The 17,832-nt window shown below is 39.0% G+C and carries 22 protein-coding genes, 1 tRNA gene and 1 pseudogene; 16 read left to right on the plus strand and 8 right to left on the minus strand.

The window, feature by feature from the left end; translation table 11 throughout:
* Positions 1 to 575 precede the first annotated feature (575 nt).
* Positions 576 to 929, minus strand: a complete 354-nt coding sequence (locus MHI32_RS11930) for a hypothetical protein (protein ID WP_340012404.1) — start codon at positions 927 to 929, stop codon at positions 576 to 578.
* Between the two features lie 161 nt (positions 930 to 1,090).
* On the opposite strand from MHI32_RS11930, the gene MHI32_RS11935 reads away from it, so the two are divergent.
* The 5 genes from MHI32_RS11935 to MHI32_RS11955 all read left to right on the plus strand — a co-directional run bounded on the left by MHI32_RS11935 (position 1,091) and on the right by MHI32_RS11955 (position 4,567).
* On the plus strand, positions 1,091 to 1,369 hold the full coding sequence (locus tag MHI32_RS11935; RefSeq protein ID WP_340012406.1) for a hypothetical protein: 279 nt from the start codon (positions 1,091 to 1,093) through the stop codon (positions 1,367 to 1,369).
* Complete coding sequence (locus tag MHI32_RS11940; protein ID WP_340012407.1) at positions 1,366 to 1,902, plus strand: hypothetical protein; 537 nt, start codon at positions 1,366 to 1,368, stop codon at positions 1,900 to 1,902. The genes MHI32_RS11935 and MHI32_RS11940 overlap by 4 nt, the downstream gene beginning before the upstream one ends.
* Positions 1,903 to 2,046: 144 nt before the next feature.
* A complete protein-coding gene (locus MHI32_RS11945; protein WP_340012408.1) occupies positions 2,047 to 2,670 on the plus strand; it encodes a hypothetical protein in 624 nt (207 codons plus the stop codon).
* A 600-nt stretch (positions 2,671 to 3,270) separates the two neighbouring features.
* Positions 3,271 to 3,642 (plus strand): hypothetical protein, encoded by a 372-nt coding sequence (locus tag MHI32_RS11950; RefSeq protein ID WP_340012410.1) that lies wholly within the window; start codon positions 3,271 to 3,273, stop codon positions 3,640 to 3,642.
* A gap of 304 nt (positions 3,643 to 3,946) precedes the next feature.
* Entirely contained in the window at positions 3,947 to 4,567 is a 621-nt protein-coding gene (locus MHI32_RS11955; protein ID WP_340012411.1) for a restriction endonuclease, read from the plus strand.
* Between the two features lie 434 nt (positions 4,568 to 5,001).
* On the opposite strand, the gene MHI32_RS11960 is transcribed toward MHI32_RS11955, so the two are convergent.
* The 3 genes from MHI32_RS11960 to MHI32_RS11970 form a co-directional block, all read right to left on the minus strand.
* Positions 5,002 to 5,334 (minus strand): hypothetical protein, encoded by a 333-nt coding sequence (locus MHI32_RS11960; RefSeq protein ID WP_076305221.1) that lies wholly within the window; start codon positions 5,332 to 5,334, stop codon positions 5,002 to 5,004.
* A 131-nt stretch (positions 5,335 to 5,465) separates the two neighbouring features.
* Complete coding sequence (locus tag MHI32_RS11965) at positions 5,466 to 5,807, minus strand: hypothetical protein (RefSeq protein WP_340012413.1); 342 nt, start codon at positions 5,805 to 5,807, stop codon at positions 5,466 to 5,468.
* Positions 5,808 to 6,046: 239 nt separating this feature from the next.
* The gene (locus tag MHI32_RS11970) at positions 6,047 to 6,751 is read right to left on the minus strand and encodes an ATP-dependent DNA ligase (protein WP_340012414.1); all 705 of its coding nucleotides are present in this window, start codon (positions 6,749 to 6,751) and stop codon (positions 6,047 to 6,049) included.
* Positions 6,752 to 6,929: 178 nt separating this feature from the next.
* Here MHI32_RS11970 and MHI32_RS11975 point away from each other — a divergent pair, with 178 nt between their 5' ends.
* Positions 6,930 to 7,232, plus strand: coding sequence for a hypothetical protein (locus MHI32_RS11975; protein ID WP_036686108.1), 303 nt, complete (start codon positions 6,930 to 6,932; stop codon positions 7,230 to 7,232).
* Positions 7,233 to 7,384: 152 nt separating this feature from the next.
* A tRNA-Val gene (locus tag MHI32_RS11980) sits at positions 7,385 to 7,456 on the plus strand.
* 441 nt (positions 7,457 to 7,897) lie between these two features.
* On the opposite strand, the gene MHI32_RS11985 is transcribed toward MHI32_RS11980, so the two are convergent.
* Together MHI32_RS11985 and MHI32_RS11990 are read right to left on the minus strand one after the other, a co-directional pair.
* Positions 7,898 to 8,125 (minus strand): group-specific protein, encoded by a 228-nt coding sequence (locus MHI32_RS11985; RefSeq protein ID WP_340012416.1) that lies wholly within the window; start codon positions 8,123 to 8,125, stop codon positions 7,898 to 7,900.
* A gap of 230 nt (positions 8,126 to 8,355) precedes the next feature.
* Positions 8,356 to 8,517, minus strand: a complete 162-nt coding sequence (locus MHI32_RS11990; RefSeq protein ID WP_143763934.1) for a YolD-like family protein — start codon at positions 8,515 to 8,517, stop codon at positions 8,356 to 8,358.
* A gap of 628 nt (positions 8,518 to 9,145) precedes the next feature.
* Between MHI32_RS11990 and MHI32_RS11995 the strand changes: the two genes are divergently transcribed.
* The 3 genes and pseudogenes from MHI32_RS11995 to MHI32_RS12005 all read left to right on the plus strand — a co-directional run.
* Positions 9,146 to 10,297, plus strand: coding sequence for a hypothetical protein (locus MHI32_RS11995; RefSeq protein ID WP_076305218.1), 1,152 nt, complete (start codon positions 9,146 to 9,148; stop codon positions 10,295 to 10,297).
* Positions 10,298 to 10,917: 620 nt separating this feature from the next.
* Positions 10,918 to 11,973 (plus strand): cohesin domain-containing protein, encoded by a 1,056-nt coding sequence (locus MHI32_RS12000; protein WP_076305217.1) that lies wholly within the window; start codon positions 10,918 to 10,920, stop codon positions 11,971 to 11,973.
* Positions 11,974 to 12,046: 73 nt separating this feature from the next.
* Positions 12,047 to 12,166 (plus strand): annotated as a pseudogene (locus MHI32_RS12005) (ATP-dependent DNA ligase); the annotation flags it as partial.
* A gap of 6 nt (positions 12,167 to 12,172) precedes the next feature.
* Here the strand turns inward: MHI32_RS12005 and MHI32_RS12010 are convergent.
* Entirely contained in the window at positions 12,173 to 13,363 is a 1,191-nt protein-coding gene (locus MHI32_RS12010) for a copper amine oxidase N-terminal domain-containing protein (RefSeq protein ID WP_340012419.1), read from the minus strand.
* A 202-nt stretch (positions 13,364 to 13,565) separates the two neighbouring features.
* On the opposite strand from MHI32_RS12010, the gene MHI32_RS12015 reads away from it, so the two are divergent.
* The 4 genes from MHI32_RS12015 to MHI32_RS12030 all read left to right on the plus strand — a co-directional run bounded on the left by MHI32_RS12015 (position 13,566) and on the right by MHI32_RS12030 (position 15,828).
* Complete coding sequence (locus MHI32_RS12015; RefSeq protein ID WP_340012723.1) at positions 13,566 to 14,639, plus strand: site-2 protease family protein; 1,074 nt, start codon at positions 13,566 to 13,568, stop codon at positions 14,637 to 14,639.
* A gap of 99 nt (positions 14,640 to 14,738) precedes the next feature.
* Complete coding sequence (locus tag MHI32_RS12020) at positions 14,739 to 14,951, plus strand: hypothetical protein (protein ID WP_076129113.1); 213 nt, start codon at positions 14,739 to 14,741, stop codon at positions 14,949 to 14,951.
* 107 nt (positions 14,952 to 15,058) lie between these two features.
* Entirely contained in the window at positions 15,059 to 15,502 is a 444-nt protein-coding gene (locus MHI32_RS12025; protein ID WP_340012421.1) for a GNAT family N-acetyltransferase, read from the plus strand.
* A gap of 86 nt (positions 15,503 to 15,588) precedes the next feature.
* Complete coding sequence (locus MHI32_RS12030; protein ID WP_036686113.1) at positions 15,589 to 15,828, plus strand: DUF3892 domain-containing protein; 240 nt, start codon at positions 15,589 to 15,591, stop codon at positions 15,826 to 15,828.
* A 62-nt stretch (positions 15,829 to 15,890) separates the two neighbouring features.
* Here the strand turns inward: MHI32_RS12030 and MHI32_RS12035 are convergent, their stop codons facing one another.
* Positions 15,891 to 16,628 carry an MBL fold metallo-hydrolase gene (locus tag MHI32_RS12035; protein ID WP_340012422.1) on the minus strand — a complete coding sequence of 246 codons (738 nt, stop codon included), beginning with the start codon at positions 16,626 to 16,628 and terminating at the stop codon, positions 15,891 to 15,893.
* Between the two features lie 164 nt (positions 16,629 to 16,792).
* Here MHI32_RS12035 and MHI32_RS12040 point away from each other — a divergent pair, with 164 nt between their 5' ends.
* Both MHI32_RS12040 and MHI32_RS12045 read left to right on the plus strand, forming a co-directional pair.
* Positions 16,793 to 17,347 (plus strand): copper amine oxidase, encoded by a 555-nt coding sequence (locus MHI32_RS12040; RefSeq protein ID WP_036686116.1) that lies wholly within the window; start codon positions 16,793 to 16,795, stop codon positions 17,345 to 17,347.
* Between the two features lie 80 nt (positions 17,348 to 17,427).
* On the plus strand, positions 17,428 to 17,739 hold the full coding sequence (locus MHI32_RS12045; protein ID WP_036686118.1) for a DUF1292 domain-containing protein: 312 nt from the start codon (positions 17,428 to 17,430) through the stop codon (positions 17,737 to 17,739).
* Positions 17,740 to 17,832 lie beyond the last annotated feature (93 nt).

Here is a 17,832-nt window from a genome sequence, read left to right on the forward strand (position 1 = left end):
GCCAAAGATAGTAAGAACCAGAGCGATTAATTTAAATAGGGGCTTTAATTTAAAGAATATCATAATAAATTTACTCCTCAATAATTCCATTTATATTTTCTTTATACTTTAACCAATTTATCGAAGATAAACTTATAAAACCTAACGCTATAAGCAGAATTTGTATTGGATCTCGATTAATATCGAATACAATTCCGATGCCAACAGAGAGAGGTATTAATATGAGACAAATAATAGAAAGCCATTTATAAATATTTTGATTTTCCTTCTTTATGTTATTCATGTTTATCCCCTTTCAAAAAAATGATAATTATTAACAAATGTATTATATCATGCCAACTTAGGTTGATGTCTACATGCTGCACAGTACGAAGATACATGACATTAAGGGATAGAGGAGGTTACAGCACTCCTTTCCCAAAGGTTATGACGAAATAGAAGCATACGCGCAGTAGAAGGGAGAGTCAGTTTTTTAACGAAGGTATCTCTGAACGAGAAAATAAAGTCATAGACTGCCGCTGTGTTGTTGAACTAACGTTTCCTGTTAGTTCAAAGAACAGTTCATCAACAAATTATCACTTCACTCTTTCGAAAATGTTTTTACTTATTTCTTCAGGATTTTCAACACCAATGATCAACTTTGATATTTTGAATTCACCAACTTTAACGCCATTCAAATCTAAATGAAGAGTTTTAAGCTCATTTTCAAAAAAGTGCAGTTGATAATCACCATTTGCTCTAAATAACCCATTTCTCATTCCTCTAAATAAAGCACCATATAGTTTAAAAGCATTCGGTATCGGTCTACCTGTTGTTATTCCTGTGATTGAAGAGTATGGAATTTGCAACCCTTTATCTAATTTTAAAAAGGGTGAGTTTCCAAAGTCGATATTTACGTAGGTTTCCATTAGTTGAATTTTACGTTCCATATTTTGATTCCCCCCCCCATTTTCCAAAAAAAATGTAATTATCAACCTAATATATTATATCATGCCAACTTATGTTGATGTCCACACGCTGCACATTACGAAGATACAGGGACAGAGAGGGTTAATAGCCCTCCTCTCCCACAAGGGAGGATACGTAATAGATGGATGTTTTAATCGACAAGTTAGTTAAGACGCGTAAGTTTCATAGATGTTTCGGATGCAATGAAACTATTCCGGAAAAAACGGACGGCATTAGGTTTACGAAGTTAGCCAATGAGGGCAGGGTTTATTCCACATATACGTGCGCAAGGTGCGAAGAGTGGATAAAAAACAACCATGGATATTTCGAAGATGGCGAATATTACAGAGGTGATATCAAGGAAGCGATGGTTGAATCTGGAGAATGGAAATCGGTAGAGGTAGGGGAGGAAGCCCAATGATACAAAGGGACTGGCAAGAAGGTGCAGATATGATTGAGGCTTATTTAGAAAATAGAAATTTAGCTAACTATCCAGAACAGAATCTAAGAGGCATACCTGTTGTAAACATCCTGTTCTACTGGCTCCAAGAAGCCAAAGAACTCCAAGAGATTGTATCGGGACGTGGTAGAGAATTGCTAAGACATCGCGACTTACTGAAGGGCTTGAATGATGAACTAACAGCAACAGAAGCCCGTGCAGACGCAGCAGTGGCTCGGGAACAACAACTGAAAGAGGTGGTACAACTTGCGATTAACGATCTCGGAATTTGGGGTGACAAAATAACGGCGGCGAACGTTGTGTTAGGACAATTACAACGCACATTATCTACCCTTTACCCAGATACCCCAGCACCCACGGAGGAACCAGAGAATAAATGTCCCGGCTGTGGGTCACACATGGTTCCTCAATGGGGCGGAGATGAAGGACCCGATTCACATTGGGAAGAGTGTCAGAATCCGGATTGCGATTATGAGGAAGGAGATAACCAATGACACAAGAATACTCAGATACGTTAACGCTGGATCAATATAAAAAAACAATCATGCAGGAGATATGGAAAAACCACCGCTGGTGCCGTTCAGACTTCGAGCACAGCAAATATATCAAGTACGTTCGGCCAAACTGGGATATGCGAGATGGGCTGTGCTTCTCAGTTAATGCAGATTGTATCTTATGTATCAACATTTGTATCCATAGCGCTTGCATTTGTAGCAATTTACATTTCTGTTAGAGAGGCTACAAAAGGCGATCAGGTAAAGGATCAAATATATGTAGCTCTAGGAGAAATGAAAAGTAAATTGAATTCAATAGATATAAAAGTTGAAAAGATTGACGCAACTTATTTTAATGAAGGTAAAGACGATGCAGTAAATGAAATGAAGGAATCAATAATGAATGACATGGCTGATATGATTGATAAATTAGCTAATAAGGAAGACACTATAAATCTTAAGAAAATAATAAATGAAAAAATAGATGGAAATATTGACGCATTAAAGTCAAATTTGAGCGATACTTTAGAAGCATCAATTACAGTTGCTCAGGGTCCTAATAGTTCAGCTAGAATTTATACATTTGAGGAACATGATATTCAGCAATTTATTATGAACATGTCCAAAGGGAATCGATTTACTTTAAATGGGTTAATTGATGAGCTTAGAATATCTGTTCCAGATGACGTATATTTAAAATGCATAAAGAAAATGAGGAATTTGCTGTATATTAAAACTGTTGGACCTAATATTTATCAGAGAATGTAAATCCGTAGTAACACCGAATAAATCCAATGGTATTCTTAATTCATAGAAATAGGAGCGAAATCAGGAGGTCAGGAAACATTTCCTGCCTTCTTTTTTATTGTCCAAGAAAGGAGGTACAACCATGGGTATAAGACAAATCCTAATAGATTGGCTTGCAGCTGGTCGAATGAAGAATGAACCGGGTCGGCAAACTGAGGCGTACTTACAGTCATATGGATGGTGGACGTAGTGGAAATGCTCAGCCAGTTCCAAAACGAACTCCAACAAACCTCAGAACATTGAGTGAGTCACCAATACCACGTAGAGCAATCAATGTAGTGAAGAACGGTATCACTAAGCTGAACTGGACTGGAGCAGTAATAGATTAATATGACACCGAGAAGTATAAAGATATATGTAAGACAATTGAACGATCATTGCTTAAGCCAAACTCTGGAGACTCCTTTCGTTCATGGCTAGAACAAATCGTTGAAGACATGCTTGTAGGCAGTGCAGGAAGTTCTGAAGTACATTAATTCAGCATCGCGAATACCAGGCAAATAACTTAAATAGACAGCAGGCGCTTGTTCGCTTAGCGACAATCATAAAGGCGGATTTGAATTGGCTTATGGAGTTGAATTTGATTATGTCAACACAAACCGCGAAGTAACTGATGATGAATTTCTTGAAGTGTTCGAACAAAATAGAATTACCTTTATGAGAGTGAAACTATATCCACAAGGAAGTCTTCTTCGTGACATCGCTGAAATTTTCTTAGACGAGGAAGTCAATAGATTCTGGATTGATAGTTGGAATGCTGATGAAAGCGAAACTCATGAAATGGTTCTGAAAGCACCAGGCAGAGGCGGAGCAGGTGATCTTAGAAGATCTCCTATAGCTAATAGTTTGATAAATCTTCCAGTAAAAAAATTTTGGAACTTAATTACTGGAGTGATGAAGATGGGGCTGGGAGTATGTCCCGTACCGATTTAAGAAAATTAAGAGTTCAAGGTATAGATCGGCATACACAACCCCTTACTGCCATTGATCAACTTCTTCTTGATTTAAGAAATAGAAGAGATGAAATGAGAAGATTTGTTGCCTTTCAGCAATTGGACTAATAGCTCGACATCCTTTCAAAATGTTGATGGGGTGTTTTTGGGAGTGGAGTGCAGTACATATACATAATGTTCCAAATCATTTATATTACGGTTATAGGCTTTGGAAGTAATGACATTGCAATTCGGAGGAATCTCGCTAATGTCGGCGAGGGGCTTATATTAATGGGGGTTGCTGGTTGACAAAAATTATAATTTTTATGGTTATTCTTGTTATCATTACTGATGCTTTTGTATTCAAAGTTTTATCAAGAAAGAAGATTTACCCTCCCCAAAGTATAGTAATTGATCCACTTAAGATTACGATCCAGGACATTGACCGTATGCAAGACGGTTCTGACTTCGAAGAATACTTGTATCGCTTATTTTTAGCACTGGGGTACAATTATGCATATAAAACACAAGGAAGCCGTGATTTCGGCTCTGATTTAGTTTTTACTGATCGTGAAGGATATCGAAATGTGGTTCAGACAAAGAGATATTCGAATCCCGTAGGATTAGTGGCAGTTCAAGAAGTATATAGTTCGATGAGATACTATCGAGCTAAGAGGTCAATGGTAATATCCTCAAACCATTATACCTCAGCATGCGAAGAACTTGCTGGACATAACGCCGTGAAATTACATAATCGAAGTGATCTGATTAATATCATTGATTTATATAAGTTAGGAGAGATCCATAAAGCAAAAGATATTATTGAATTAGAACCTAGAATTATACTAGACTCATGGGATAATTACAGCAATAAAGTTATTAAGAAGGACTTTAAAGCAGAAAAACGATTGGTTGCGAAGAAATAGTTAGGTCGGAGAACAAGGAGTTCTTGTACTGATGAACAATGAAGATTTTCAATACAGAGACACATACTTTATTGTGGGGAAACCAGCAATTCTATGGATCACTATATTTGGTTTGGTGCTACTAGGATTTATGTTGTTTTATTTGATTAAGAAATATCGAAAGAAGAGAAAGTGAGAAGACATGAGTAATACAACAAAGTCTTAGAGAGCGATGCTGAATTCCTGACAGCGGCTCTTTCTCAATCAAAGGTATCCGTATAATTTCGGCTGGAACCAGATCAAATAGGTCATCTTATGGATTATGGCGGAATTGTAGAGGGGTATACACCGGAATCAATTAGGATCAAAGGAACTCGTTTTATTCGTGAAGGTTCGAGTTTAAAGTGCGCATAAATAAGCCCTCCCTATAGTAAATGGAGGGCTTATTTTGATTATTACTTAACAAGAACTATATAATACATTGTATTTCCATTTCCGAAATCTGCGGCTACAGTGCTTGCCCCCGGAGACAAAGCTGTAATCAATCCATCTTGCCTTACTTCAATACTACCATCCGTATGGATGTACCAAAAGTCATACCCTGTTACCCACATTGCTTCCCCGACTTTAAGATTAAGAATAGCCTGATAATATTCTCCCGCAGCAACTACCTCGTTTGCGGAAGGTGACGAATTCGGAACTGTAGAAGTACTGGATGCAAAAGAGGTCGACCCTAACGAAAAACAGGTAGCAACAGTTAATAGACCAGCTAAAATTTTCTTTTTCATAACTCAACCTACTTTCCTTATTTTGGAGTATATTCCAATTATCGAGTCTTTATATACAAATGTAAACATATTTAGTGAATTAGCCCGCTAACCTTACACTGGTTGGCGGGCTTTTTTTTATAATATTTTTATTAATTTCTATCTACTAGAATTGTAAATGACTTTATGTTTCCTAATGCATCATAGGCAAATATATTTGCAGCTCCGTATTGAACGGCACTAACCCATCCATTTTCATGTAAAATAATGGATCCATCATTATAAATTAGTTCACGGAGGACACCAGGGATGTATCTCTGTTCTCCTGAATCCATGTAAATAATAATTTGTTCAAAAGTAGGTCCACTCGTTACATTAGATACTGGAGTTGGGTCAGGAGTTGTGATTGGAGCAGTTGCTGCGAATGAGGTCGATCCTGCAGCGAAACACGAAGCAACAGCGAAGAGCCCTACAAGCAATTTCTTTTTCAACATTAGTTAATCCTCCCAATTAAAAAATATAGTAACAAGGAAAATTATAATTAAATTTGATTAAAATGTATATATGCACTAAGTATGAATAAAATATATATATAATGTATTATTTTGTATAAAAATGATGAAAATAGTGAACATTGGATTTTAATAGTAAGTATGTCCTAAGACTAATTGAGTGCCATAATCCCTAAAGCAAAACGCCCGTCAACCTTAAATAGTCGGCGGGCGTTTATTATTTATACTATGAACTCCGTAAACACTGGACTCCGGAGCATGCCGGATTTAGACCAGTGCCTCATTCGCACCTTTGCTCTTAACCGTGGTTCTAAATGAACTAACTCCTTATCCTCACCTTTAATTAGTTGCGGTGCTACAACTCTGAATGCCTGTTTATGAATTGGTGAAGCGCCGAGTTCAATAATCCCAGCTGGACGTAGTTTTCTGGATGTACTGGATGGAACAGCAGCCAGCCAACCAAATTCTTGTTTGCGATATTCGGTTATGAAAACATCAGCATAGGTCCAATTGATGACCTTTTGCCACGCGTGAGAACGGCGGCCAGTCTCATATACGCTATTTTTACGTTTACCCACTATGCCTTCCTTACCGCGAGTTTCGATCTGCTCAAACAATGCCTCTCCAGCACCTTCAACGTGAGGCGCTACTCCAAAGCTATCAGACGGTAGAGTTAACCCCGCCAGTATCTCCTTACGGCTCATCAGGGGCAATCCACGCAGATCCTGATCTTTGTACATTAAGATATCAAAGATGGCGTAATACGCTGGGAGTGTCCCGGTGAGTTGAGTTATTTTATCAGCTCGTCTCGCTTGAAAACGACTCATAACAGATTCGAAATCTGATACTCCGGTTGTAGGATCAACACAAGCTACTTCACCGTCTAAAACAACATCGTCCGCAAATGGGAGATGTAATAACTCCAAGAATAATACTGATTAGAAAGTACAGCACAAGCATGTGTATTGATTAAAGAACTAATCGAATCCTCCTCAGTGATTATCCCTGAAAATTAACCTTCCTACATATAGGCAAACGCCGTGAACGTTGTAGGCAAAGGACCATAGACTGTTATCAGGATTGAAACATTCGAGGAGGATATCCATGGAATCAAATACAAATTTTCATCAACAGGTCGCTTGGAATTGCATGAATAAATATGTAGGTATAGTAACGACTGATGGTCAATCCTTTGACGGCTTCATCGCTCACGTGGATCAGAACTATATCACCCTAGCGGTTCCCAGCAATGAAATGGTCGATCGTATGAACGGAATGCCTGCCGAGCAGTCGAACTATAGACAATTCGGGTTCCAGCCCGGCTTTTACCCAAGACGCCGCTTCTATCCACGCCGTATCCCTTTTTTCGGAATAAGCAGTCTATTTCTACTCCCGTTTTTTATCTGACTCGGTGCAGGGGGATGAAGGGTCATCCCCTTTCTAGCTATTTAACTACTTAATCGGAGAAAATTAAGAAGTAAATACAACTCTACATCTATATTGATTATAAAAAAGAATTGCCATCCTACTCTATCGTATGGTATTATAAATTTCGTCGCAGGACGGTAGCTCAGCGGGAGAGCACTATCTTGACAGGGTAGGGGTCATGGGTTCGAACCCCATCCGTCCTATATCGAAAAAGCCTTATTATATAAGGCTTTTTCTTTTTTTTCGATCATCGATGCCGCTCTATAAATTTGTGAATCTTGCTCTAGGGGACGGATTGGGGACGAAATTTTTCTTCTCATAAAAAAATGGCTATCTTTTTCACAACTCAGGCAGCCCTCTCAATTACTTTAATAAATGTTATCTGGAGAAGCCAACTTCAAAAAGTGTACAGTCAGTATTATGGTAAATCTGTTATGTTGAAGAGAAAAAATGAAAGCTGCACTCTTAACATTTTAGCAACCAGAATTATCACCAATGACCAGCATATAAGCCCCCACCATTAACTGATGGTGCTTATTCATATGTTTTATCGCACCTCTTCTTCAAACTTCTCCCAATCAATAATTATTTGCTTTTGTTCACTTAGCCACTTTTCCAAAAAGGTACGTGTCTCTTTAACCGGATCATACCATTTCCGATTTTATATTTTGGAAATCTATCGTCAAAGAAAAATGTATCTTGAATTGAATTGAATTCCAACTCATACAAGTTCGTTTTTCAGGCTCTGTTGTATCCCAAAATACGTACTTATTATCTAATTCATCAAGTAATTTCTCTATTTTTTCTCGGCAAATTAATAATATTTCCGATTTATCTATATCAATAGTAACTAAATTCTTACCATCACTCATCTCACAAACTCCTTACATCTTCATATAAACGGTACATCAAAGTTTTATTACGAACTCGCTCCAATAATGTCCTCTATTTTAATCCAATCCCAATCCTCGCCATAACGAAACTTAATCTGTCTAAGGTGCTGATCTACTCTCATGACTATCCCATGAATGGATCTGTCCTCATATTCCCCAAACAATGTAATCGTGATGGGACTACAATCCTCTAAAGATTGAGCTAGTACCTATGAGATTTCAGCTAATTCTTGGGGATCTAAATCAGGCTTTGATCGCACCTCTTCATTTAGCGGATCGTCCAGAATCCTATTTTTATGTTCAGGCATTAACATCCGACTTCCCTCCCAAAGACCATTACCTTCAAGTTTCTTACGCTGTTGTGATTTCATTGTCTTCGTCGACTCCCTTAATAACTCTCAATGCTCGTGGCATGTTACCTCTCTGTATTTACCCCTTACTCTTCAAGCGCTCCATGTACACATGTATTACCACTGTAGATGACACCCCTACCTCCCTGGCAAGTTCACGTAATTGGCGGATAGTGAATTATTTTGATCATCTTAATTAATGATCTGAGCATTTCTTTCTCTTTATCCGTTAATGGATTCATGCAATTGCTCCTTTATCACTTGGCTGCCAAGCTAATATATTTACCATTAGAAACAATCTTGGCGCTCCTGTATTTAAGCATGGTGCACGAATCTTTCCGTCCTTTATACCTTAACTTCAATTTTGCGCTGAGTAATTTTGCCAACTTTATCTTAGTAAACAATTTCAACGGTTTACCAATCCGCATATGCACGTTGATAGCCCCCTAAAAATAGAACATATTTTTTTATGATAAAAAGACGTACATTCTTAAAACAACAAGAAACTTATTCACTAATTGGTATAAAGAACAAACTATCATTATTCATTCACTTCATTACATATATAGGAATTTATGTTTAGACAAGTTTGTTATCATATCTATATAATAAGGATAAAAGAACAAAATAAGGGGTGTTAGTAATTATTATGAAAAAGTTAAATTTTTTACTTGTTTTATTTTTATTATTTACTGCGGTACCTGTACATATCGCTTCCGCAAGCACGGAGCCGCGGGTGGTTTATGTTGACCTCGGGGTTGATGGGCAACAAACAAGCAAAATAAGTTTAATAGGTACCGGAACAGGCCATGATTTGAAATTTTACGGTACAGATAAAGCCCTGCTGTTCCACTCCCCAGACTCTGCTTTGAAATTGACTGGAACTTATAAGAATGAAAATACATATAAAAAAATTCGTATGGTTGAAATCACGTTAGATGAAGGCGCAGAATTAACAGGAGCGATCTGGTATGATGATAACAACCCAAGACCAGTAAATAATGTTACCTCCATTAATCCGTTGACAGTCCCCATCCCTTCTGAATTTGGTGAAGATTCCTTACTCGCAGGTAAATTATTTACTAGCGGACAAGGTGCAACTTACCAACTTACTGACGGTGATGATTCTACTAACAAAGTAATTAGCAATACAATTAGATATATTTACCATCATACATTTAGTGAACCTGTATTTGCAGATAAACTATTTGTTAGAAAACAAGGTGACTGGCTTACAGCAACGATTATGTTTGAAGATAACACTCGCATAACTTTCACTCCAGTTGAAGCATTTGCAAAGACTTCTTATTATTACGACATACCTACTCAAAAAAAAGTAAAAGAAATAACGTTTTCTGCGGGACAACTGGGTTCTACTCTAATTGATACAGATTTACGCAAAGCCGAAGTGCCTGAACCAACACCAATACCTACTATTACTCCTGAACCAACAGCTTCTCCATCTCCGACCAGTACACCGGAGCCAACACCGACTACTACGCCTAGCGCTACACCAACAGTGACGCCAAAACCTACAGCAACTCCAGAACAGCCAACAGGCCATCGAGCTATTCTTACTATAACTCTGGTGAATGGAACAGAAAAAGAATATGACCTACCAAATGCTGAAGTGGATGCATTTTTGAACTGGTACGATGCTCGTGATGCAGGCAGAGGTGCAGGATCATATGCTATTGATAAGCATTCAAACAATAAAGGTCCGTTCAGCAAACGTAAAGACTATGTTGTATTCGATAAGATACTTACCTTTGAAGTTAGTGAGTATATTACAACCGAATAAATAGAAAAAATCCCCGCCAATCACTTTAGGTTGACGAGGATTTTTTTATTTTCACAAAATTTAAGTATGTTACCGGCAGTACCAATATTCGCTTCCCTTATATCAGAACAACCTATAGACACTATCTCGACTGCTCAGCTACGCCTGCAAGGATAATCCAAGTAGATATTAATCCTCTAAAGAATTGTCTTTAACTCTTCTTTGGAAGTATTAATCCAAATGAATTTCTGCCTTATAACAAAGCGTGAAACTATCATAAAGTATGTACGCATCATATCGAACACACGATTGCTTAACAAACACGAGTTTTTTCGTAATTGGATTGATTATGTATAAATGGTGAATTTAATATATTTATACCATATATACAAAAAAATGTTTGGACGCAACCCATTTATTGTAATAATCTTATCGAGCTTGTATTGTTATTGGGTTCTCATTCTAAGAAGAAAGGAGAAGTATTATTTTATAAACTTAGTACATAAAATGCTCATTTGATTTATGGAATCCGAAACATTTGATTCGTCGCAGTTCCAACATATATTGAACTAATAAAATCTACAGGAAATTAAGAACTAAAGACATTTTCCTGTCGATAAAAATTATTCAAGGGGTGTATAATGAAAAAACTTTTCTTTCTTACGTTTCTATTAACTTTACTTTTGCCTATAAGTAAGATTCATGCAGAAAGTGTGCCGGAGGACGTATACGATTATCTATCAGGAAAACCATTTGTAATTGCAAATAGCACTATTGAAAATCTTAGTTTTACCGACAATAATAATACCACAGGCACCCAAATGTACAATCATTATACTATTTCCTTTGAGAATCCTATCGATATTTCGGGTTATTCATCTTACTCAGTAGGTGGAATTTATGGGTCAGGTGTTGCAATAATTTTCAATTATGACAATGGAACAAGTAATACTACTGTCGCTGGAGGAAGTGGAGGTTACACAACTTTAGACTTAAAAGGAGTTAAAAAAATAACTCTTGCACGAACTGGTACAGAAGGAAGCCCAGGCTTTTTATATGATTTAAAAGTTTTTGTAAAAAAGACACCAACACCAGTCCTGAATCCTACACTTGATGTGACGATCGAAAAAGAAAAGGTAGGAGTAGGTCAAGAGTTCACAGCAGGAGTTTCACTCAAAAATGTAAAAGATATTTATGCCGAAGACTTTGAAATAAAGTATGACAATCAACACCTACAGTATCTTGGATTTGAAGAGGTTGCTGGCTATAAAGTATACAACACACCAACCGACTTAAACGGTACTCTACGCTTTATCGTAGCCAGCAAAGGTGAAGACTACGGGATTAATAAAGACACAGTTATTCTGAAATTGAAGTTCAAGGCGAAAGCCATAGGAACAGCAGTAGTCGATTCCACAAAAGCTAGGATTGCTGATACGGAGCAGGAATATGATCTTGAGAAAGAAAACTGTTTAGAGGACAGCATCATAATTGAAGCAACAGATGTCAACAAATCAGGAGAATTCACCTTGGTTGATCTAGCGATTGACGCCAGATATTTCAAGTATTTGGCGGCGGATGTTGATCCGGTAAAATACAACGCTCAGCAAGCTGGTGATGAGTACGTCAATGACGATGACCTTCTTTATATTGTGGATCAAATATTAAGTAACTCAAACTATTTGCCTAACAGCTAATAAAATAGCCTCCCAACTCTTACCTCCTCTATCCTTAGTAGCCAAGAGCTATAATTGGATGGAGGAGTTTTGTATGTTTATAACACCTACACTTATGTTATTACAAACTGCTACCGGACCATTCAGTCACAGCGATTTTATATATGAACCAAAGATAGATGGGCATCGTCTTATTTATTCTCAAGAGTCCGGAAACTAATTAGGAATGAGCTTCAATGGAGTAGATAACTTCTTTTTTGCCAGTAAGCGGGGAGTCATTTATAAAATACAATTTGTCACCGCTCCGTTTTACGAATTTCAAAGTATCTCCTTTAAAAGGAACATCGTTATTTTCCGCATATTCCTGATCCTTTGCTGTGAGTAGCTCCTTATACAAAAGGGTTCGCTCGCCTGTTTGGCGGTCGATTAAGGTTAGCAATCCATTCTGATTTCCACGAAGCAGTATGATTTCTTTATCAATGCTTTCTACATAGTAAGCATCTTCCTCGCCACCCAGCTTTACAAGATCAAGAGTATCTATTACATTGCCTGTGCCGTCTTGGATGAAACGTAAGGTATTACCATCATGCAAGATGAGGTTGCCATCATAAGGTTTGAAATCCGCATCTCCTCTGAACTGGTAAGCGAATGTGGCCTTGCGTAGTAATGCACCATTTTTGAATATGAGTGTGATTTCGCGTGTATTAATATGAGGCTCTCCATAGGAATCAATAATCTTAATGACTAGCAGACCCCCCGCCGTTTTCTCGATCTTCATTCCTGCCCAGTCAAAGTTTGTTTGGAGTGAAGTGAGTTTTATCACCGTATCCTTGCCTTGTGAGACATATAAATCACCATTAGCTTTGACCAGCGTATAGGTACGCCCTCCAAAGGATTCTGTGAAAACATTGTAGGTCTTCAGATCATCTGCTAAAAGTGTGTTCGTTGTGGAGTCCAGACGGAGATGGCTGCCTTCGAAAGCCTTAACGATAAAACGGGCCGGCACATATATCCCATCTTCTTTGGATTTAAAAGGTATTCCTCCTAGATCTACCGCTTTCCCGTCAAGCACGCCAGTTTGACTCCCGATTCGAACAGCAAAACTTTTAGTCCAGCCTTTGAACAGAGCACGTTTGCCGGATTTATCCCATTCCATTTTTAAGCCAGCTTGTTCAGCGATCCCCCGAACATCTACGTAGATTACACCATTTTTGAGCAGCGCAGGTCCGCCTATGTTTCCACCAGGAATGCCAAATTGGTAGTATACTTGCGAAGTACTAGCAGAGGAAGCTTGGGCAAGCGCAGAGGACTCCGATACAGTTAATGAAGAGCTTGCTGACATGGTGGCAGGGAGTAAAAGTGTTGAGAGCATTAAGACGGATAACCAAGCTTTGGAGTGAAAAGAGAGCATATGAACCAACCCTTTCTTTATCTGGCAGTAAAATTTATCCAAGATAGTTGGTTTGACGCTGAAACGTTTCTAAAAGTTGCGTCGTATACTTTCCGAAGGGCTCACTGTAGAAATATATTTAATGCTACTATGATAAGATAGATGGAACTGTACAGTAGTTTCTTAAAATTGAAAGATAAAGGAGCTTGTGATCTTGCCGCAAATGCAAAATGAGCAGAAAAAGAATACTTCTACTCCGCTGAAATGGTTGGGGGGCGGAGCCGCCATGCTCCTGTTAAAAGGAAAGGCGATTTTGTCTCTGCTGAAAATAGGTAAAATTGCCGGGCCGTTAATTTCCATGATGGTTTCTATAGGAGCATATGCTTTGATTTATCCGTGGGGGTTTGCTATAGGTATCGTCCTGCTTTTGCTTGTTCATGAATTGGGACATGTTATAGCCGCTAAGCGGATCGGGCTACCCGTCAGCGCTCCGTTATTTATTCCTTTTTTAGGCGCCTTAATTACTATGAAAAAACATCCGCTGGATGCGAAGACAGAAGCGTATGTTGCTTTTGGCGGACCGATTCTGGGTACTATTGGGGCTACTGCTGTTTTTGGAGCGGGATACTATATGGATAGTCCGCTTCTTTATTCCCTGGCTTATATAGGCTTATTACTTAATTTGATTAATCTGCTGCCAATCCATCCGCTAGACGGTGGACGTATTGCTACCGCAGTTACGCGCTGGCTGTGGCTTGTGGGTCTGGTGGGTGGCTTAGCTATAATCGTTTACTTGCGTTCGATTTTGTTCTTTATCATCTGGGCAATGTTTGCTTACGATCTGTATAATAAATATGTGAAAAGACGTAACAACAACCGCCCGCAGTCTGTGACTAAGGGGTTCTTAATTCCCGTGGAGCCCTTGCGAGAGGCGGGTTACATGATTCCAGGAGCTGAGCATCGCCGGGATTTACCTTTTACTACCTACAGTGATCTAGAGAGACAGCAGTATGTTGTGGTCAGATGGGACCAGCTGAATTATTATGGAAAAGCTACACTGCCACAGCAATGTATTATTGAAAAGGTAAGAATTTCGCAGCTGGAGCAAGTAACGTTAGAGAATGGTCTTCATTTAAAAATGCAATGTGACATTAGCTGTACCGTACACGATAATGATAAGTATTACGATGTGCCAGCCAATACACGCTGGAAATATGGGACAGCTTATTTTGTTTTAGCAGGCTTTTTGGTTGGGATGATGTATTTAGTCCATTTGGTTGGAAACGTCAATCTCTAAGAGGGAAACTGGAATGAATAGCTCCTATTGTTTATAAAGCTCTTGAATCGTCAAAGCTGTAGTGAGTATAAATGCAGCTGCGATGAAAGGAGCTTTTTTATGTCTAAAATTGTGAAATGGGAAGTCGGCGTTTGCCTATTGTTACTGCTGGGTGTAGTGGGGTGTTCTACGGCGAAACCCGCAAAAGTTATCGAAATCAATGAGATGACCAATCTGGATGGCAAATCTAAAAGTCAGTATCCTCCGTTGTCACCTGTGATGCAAGACGTATATAACCGTTCAATCCCTGAAGAAGTATATTCTGTGGATTAGTCTACTGAGAGGTTACGGATTCCATGTGTAGGCTTTTCTTTCTAGTCATTATTTTATATAATAGACAACTATCGTTGGCTACATAGAGAGAGGAGTTTGCAACTAACATGGCGGCAGAAATCTTACGGGTAACTACAGAGGAACAGCTTCAGATGGGGCTGGATATCCGTACTAAAGTATTTGTTGAGGAACAAAAGGTACCGGCCGAGGAAGAAATTGACGAATATGATGCCATCAGTCCGAATGCGCACCATATTCTGATTATAGATGAAGGGATACCTGTAGCAACGGGTAGATTGATCTATTACAAAGCAGGTACTGCTAAAATGCAGCGCATCGCCGTATTGAAAGACTATCGGGTCAAAGGATACGGACGTGTCTTGTTACTGGCGATGGAAGAGCTTGCTCGGGAGCTTGGACTGGAAGCTTCAATTCTAGATGCTCAGTGTCAGGCAGAGAATTTCTATAAGAAACTCGGCTATGAAGTTATTTCTACAGAACCATTTTATGATGCAGGTATATTACATGTACGTATGCAAAAAATACTTTAAAGATTGGCGCACATAATTATTGGACGCTCTACGCAAGCTAGGATGTGCCGAATGATGGCAAATCCAAGTGCAAGGGGCGAGCTAAAGTGCCAAATAACGAACGTGAATCTTTCGTAGCTGTTCAAAAAAATGGGGATGGCGATTTAACAAGCTTCCAGACCTCTACAGGACGTGTGCTGGCGTATGACCAAGCCCTGCAAGAAGTACAGGCTGGAAATATTGCCGGAGTGAACGCTTTTAAAGGTAAGGATGGAGAAACTTATATTCGCGGAGATGCGGATGGAGATCCAACTAACAATCTGGATAATTTGCCGACATTTTCATAGTTCAACACGAAAAGCCGTACATACGTCTACAGACGTTTATGTACGGCTTTTTTTTGTAAAGATCAGAGTTTATAGTTCACATGCTGCTCTAAAAATTCCATCTCTCCTGTAAGTCCGACGAAATCTGGTTGTTCATCGCTATAATGCATGAGCTTGATCCGCTCGCGAACATCTTTAGGCAGAGACATCAGCTCTTCCAGCGTGGTGTGAACAACGCCTGTTCCACCTAGTTGGCAGTCATGCAGGATGATCCGGATCCCGCGCTCCCGCACAAGGCTAATCAGTAGATCCGGCTGAAAGGTCATGTCCGCACTATAAAAAATCTCGTTGTTTATTAGAAGGGAATAACTGTTTTTGCCGGGAATATGCGGTGTTTGTATGATCTCTAATGAAAGAGTAGGAGAGAGTTTGTAGGTATTTCCAGGCTGTATGGGCTTAACATCGAAGATATCAGATAAGGAAGATACAGCATCTTCTTGGTATAGACCTCCCTTTATTGTATTGTTCCACAAGGGCTCTATAAGTGTCTCGGGAAGAAGTAAGGTCATTTTTTTACCGTGCACATGCTTTAAGGTTAGCGCAAGCTCTTCCAGCCCTCCAACATGATCCGCATGAATATGTGTAATGAGCGTAGCATTTACGTCACTGAAGGATTTTTCAAGTCTATGCATGGCAAGCGCGGCTGTTATCCCGCAATCAATCAGCAGGGTGTAATTTTCATCTAGCAGCAAGCCATTGTTGTTAAAATATTTTTTCGCAAAAGCATTGCCTGTTCCTAGCATTTGTAGGCTTAGACTCATAAGAAAGAACCCTCCTGAAATCGGTTATTGCTAATGTTTCTACTTCGAATAAGACCATAATATCATTTTTCGCAAGATCAATGAAATATTTACCTGAAATCAGCGCAACTTGCTGAAACAAAGTAAGTATATATTAACAGCATGAATTATCTGGAGGGTCTCAAATGAATAGATGGAAAAAAATCACTTTGTGCGTGTTTGCTTTTTCCTTGATGGGTGGCTCATTATTATTCGCCGATTCCGTTAATCAGAAAATTAGAGTATGGAGCAACGGAAAAGAAATTGTAGACGGCGGTTATCTAATTGATGGAAAAACGTACATTCCTGCTAGAGAAACAGGCGGGGTTGTTACTTGGGACGGTTCTGGGAAAGTTACGATCCTTAAACCTAATGTCCATATTGTACTTTTTAAAGGGGATACGGTTTTTGGCAATGTCAACGTAGGCAAGCTGAAAATAAAGATATTAACTCAGGTAGATAGTCTGACCGAAGAGATTTCAGCTGTGAAAGTGGCCATGACAGATCCGTCTGGAAACGTTAAGGATATTCAGTCACAGGTGCTTGAAGGCTCGCAGAAGGATAATTTCTGGTTTCCAACCTCGGAGTTTACTTATGATTTTAAAGAAGCGGGCAAATATCGGGTAGGCTTCTATATTAAGCCCTCTAAAAATGCCGATTACGTACTTGTGTCGGAGAAGGTAATAACAGCGTTAAATTAGGTGTTCTAAATTGACCTGAACTAATCTAACGTGGTACGATACCAGATGTAGGATAATACAATTCAAAGTGAGGTATTACAATGAGCGATCACAAACATGAGCATGGTGAAGCATGCGGTTGCGGGCATGATCACGACCATGAGCACGAGGAGTTTGTGCTGACCTTGACGAACGAGCAGGGCGAAGATGTGGAAATGGTGCTTGTAGAAACGTTCGACATAGGCGAGAAATTATATGCTCTGTTGTTAGAGCGCGAGAATCCAGAAGCAGACGGCATTATTCTGCGTATGGAAGAAGAAGACGAAGAAATGGTATTGTATAATATCGAAGATGAAGAAGAATGGAAAGCTGTTGAAGAAGCTTACAACAATCTGCTTGCTCAGCAAGAATAGATTCTAGCGACTAAACTTAAGCTGTTCTATGTGAATGGAACAGTTGATGCTTATATACAGAAACCCGATACTCATTATGGTATCGGGTTTTTG

The sequence above is a fragment of the Paenibacillus sp. FSL H7-0690 genome, assembly GCF_037980415.1.
Taxonomy (GTDB): Bacteria; Bacillota; Bacilli; order Paenibacillales; family Paenibacillaceae; genus Paenibacillus_AQ; species Paenibacillus_AQ odorifer.

Coding starts and splice junctions, on each gene's coding strand:
- MHI32_RS11930 (WP_340012404.1), bottom strand. CDS start 929: ATGGAACGTAAAATTCAACTAATGGAAACCTACGTAAATATCGACTTT.
- MHI32_RS11935 (WP_340012406.1), top strand. CDS start 1,091: ATGGATGTTTTAATCGACAAGTTAGTTAAGACGCGTAAGTTTCATAGA.
- MHI32_RS11940 (WP_340012407.1), top strand. CDS start 1,366: ATGATACAAAGGGACTGGCAAGAAGGTGCAGATATGATTGAGGCTTAT.
- MHI32_RS11945 (WP_340012408.1), top strand. CDS start 2,047: ATGGGCTGTGCTTCTCAGTTAATGCAGATTGTATCTTATGTATCAACA.
- MHI32_RS11960 (WP_076305221.1), bottom strand. CDS start 5,334: ATGAAAAAGAAAATTTTAGCTGGTCTATTAACTGTTGCTACCTGTTTT.
- MHI32_RS11965 (WP_340012413.1), bottom strand. CDS start 5,807: ATGTTGAAAAAGAAATTGCTTGTAGGGCTCTTCGCTGTTGCTTCGTGT.
- MHI32_RS11975 (WP_036686108.1), top strand. CDS start 6,930: ATGGAATCAAATACAAATTTTCATCAACAGGTCGCTTGGAATTGCATG.
- MHI32_RS11985 (WP_340012416.1), bottom strand. CDS start 8,125: ATGAGTGATGGTAAGAATTTAGTTACTATTGATATAGATAAATCGGAA.
- MHI32_RS11990 (WP_143763934.1), bottom strand. CDS start 8,517: ATGAAATCACAACAGCGTAAGAAACTTGAAGGTAATGGTCTTTGGGAG.
- MHI32_RS11995 (WP_076305218.1), top strand. CDS start 9,146: ATGAAAAAGTTAAATTTTTTACTTGTTTTATTTTTATTATTTACTGCG.
- MHI32_RS12000 (WP_076305217.1), top strand. CDS start 10,918: ATGAAAAAACTTTTCTTTCTTACGTTTCTATTAACTTTACTTTTGCCT.
- MHI32_RS12010 (WP_340012419.1), bottom strand. CDS start 13,363: ATGCTCTCTTTTCACTCCAAAGCTTGGTTATCCGTCTTAATGCTCTCA.
- MHI32_RS12015 (WP_340012723.1), top strand. CDS start 13,566: ATGCAAAATGAGCAGAAAAAGAATACTTCTACTCCGCTGAAATGGTTG.
- MHI32_RS12020 (WP_076129113.1), top strand. CDS start 14,739: ATGTCTAAAATTGTGAAATGGGAAGTCGGCGTTTGCCTATTGTTACTG.
- MHI32_RS12025 (WP_340012421.1), top strand. CDS start 15,059: ATGGCGGCAGAAATCTTACGGGTAACTACAGAGGAACAGCTTCAGATG.
- MHI32_RS12035 (WP_340012422.1), bottom strand. CDS start 16,628: ATGAGTCTAAGCCTACAAATGCTAGGAACAGGCAATGCTTTTGCGAAA.
- MHI32_RS12040 (WP_036686116.1), top strand. CDS start 16,793: ATGAATAGATGGAAAAAAATCACTTTGTGCGTGTTTGCTTTTTCCTTG.
- MHI32_RS12045 (WP_036686118.1), top strand. CDS start 17,428: ATGAGCGATCACAAACATGAGCATGGTGAAGCATGCGGTTGCGGGCAT.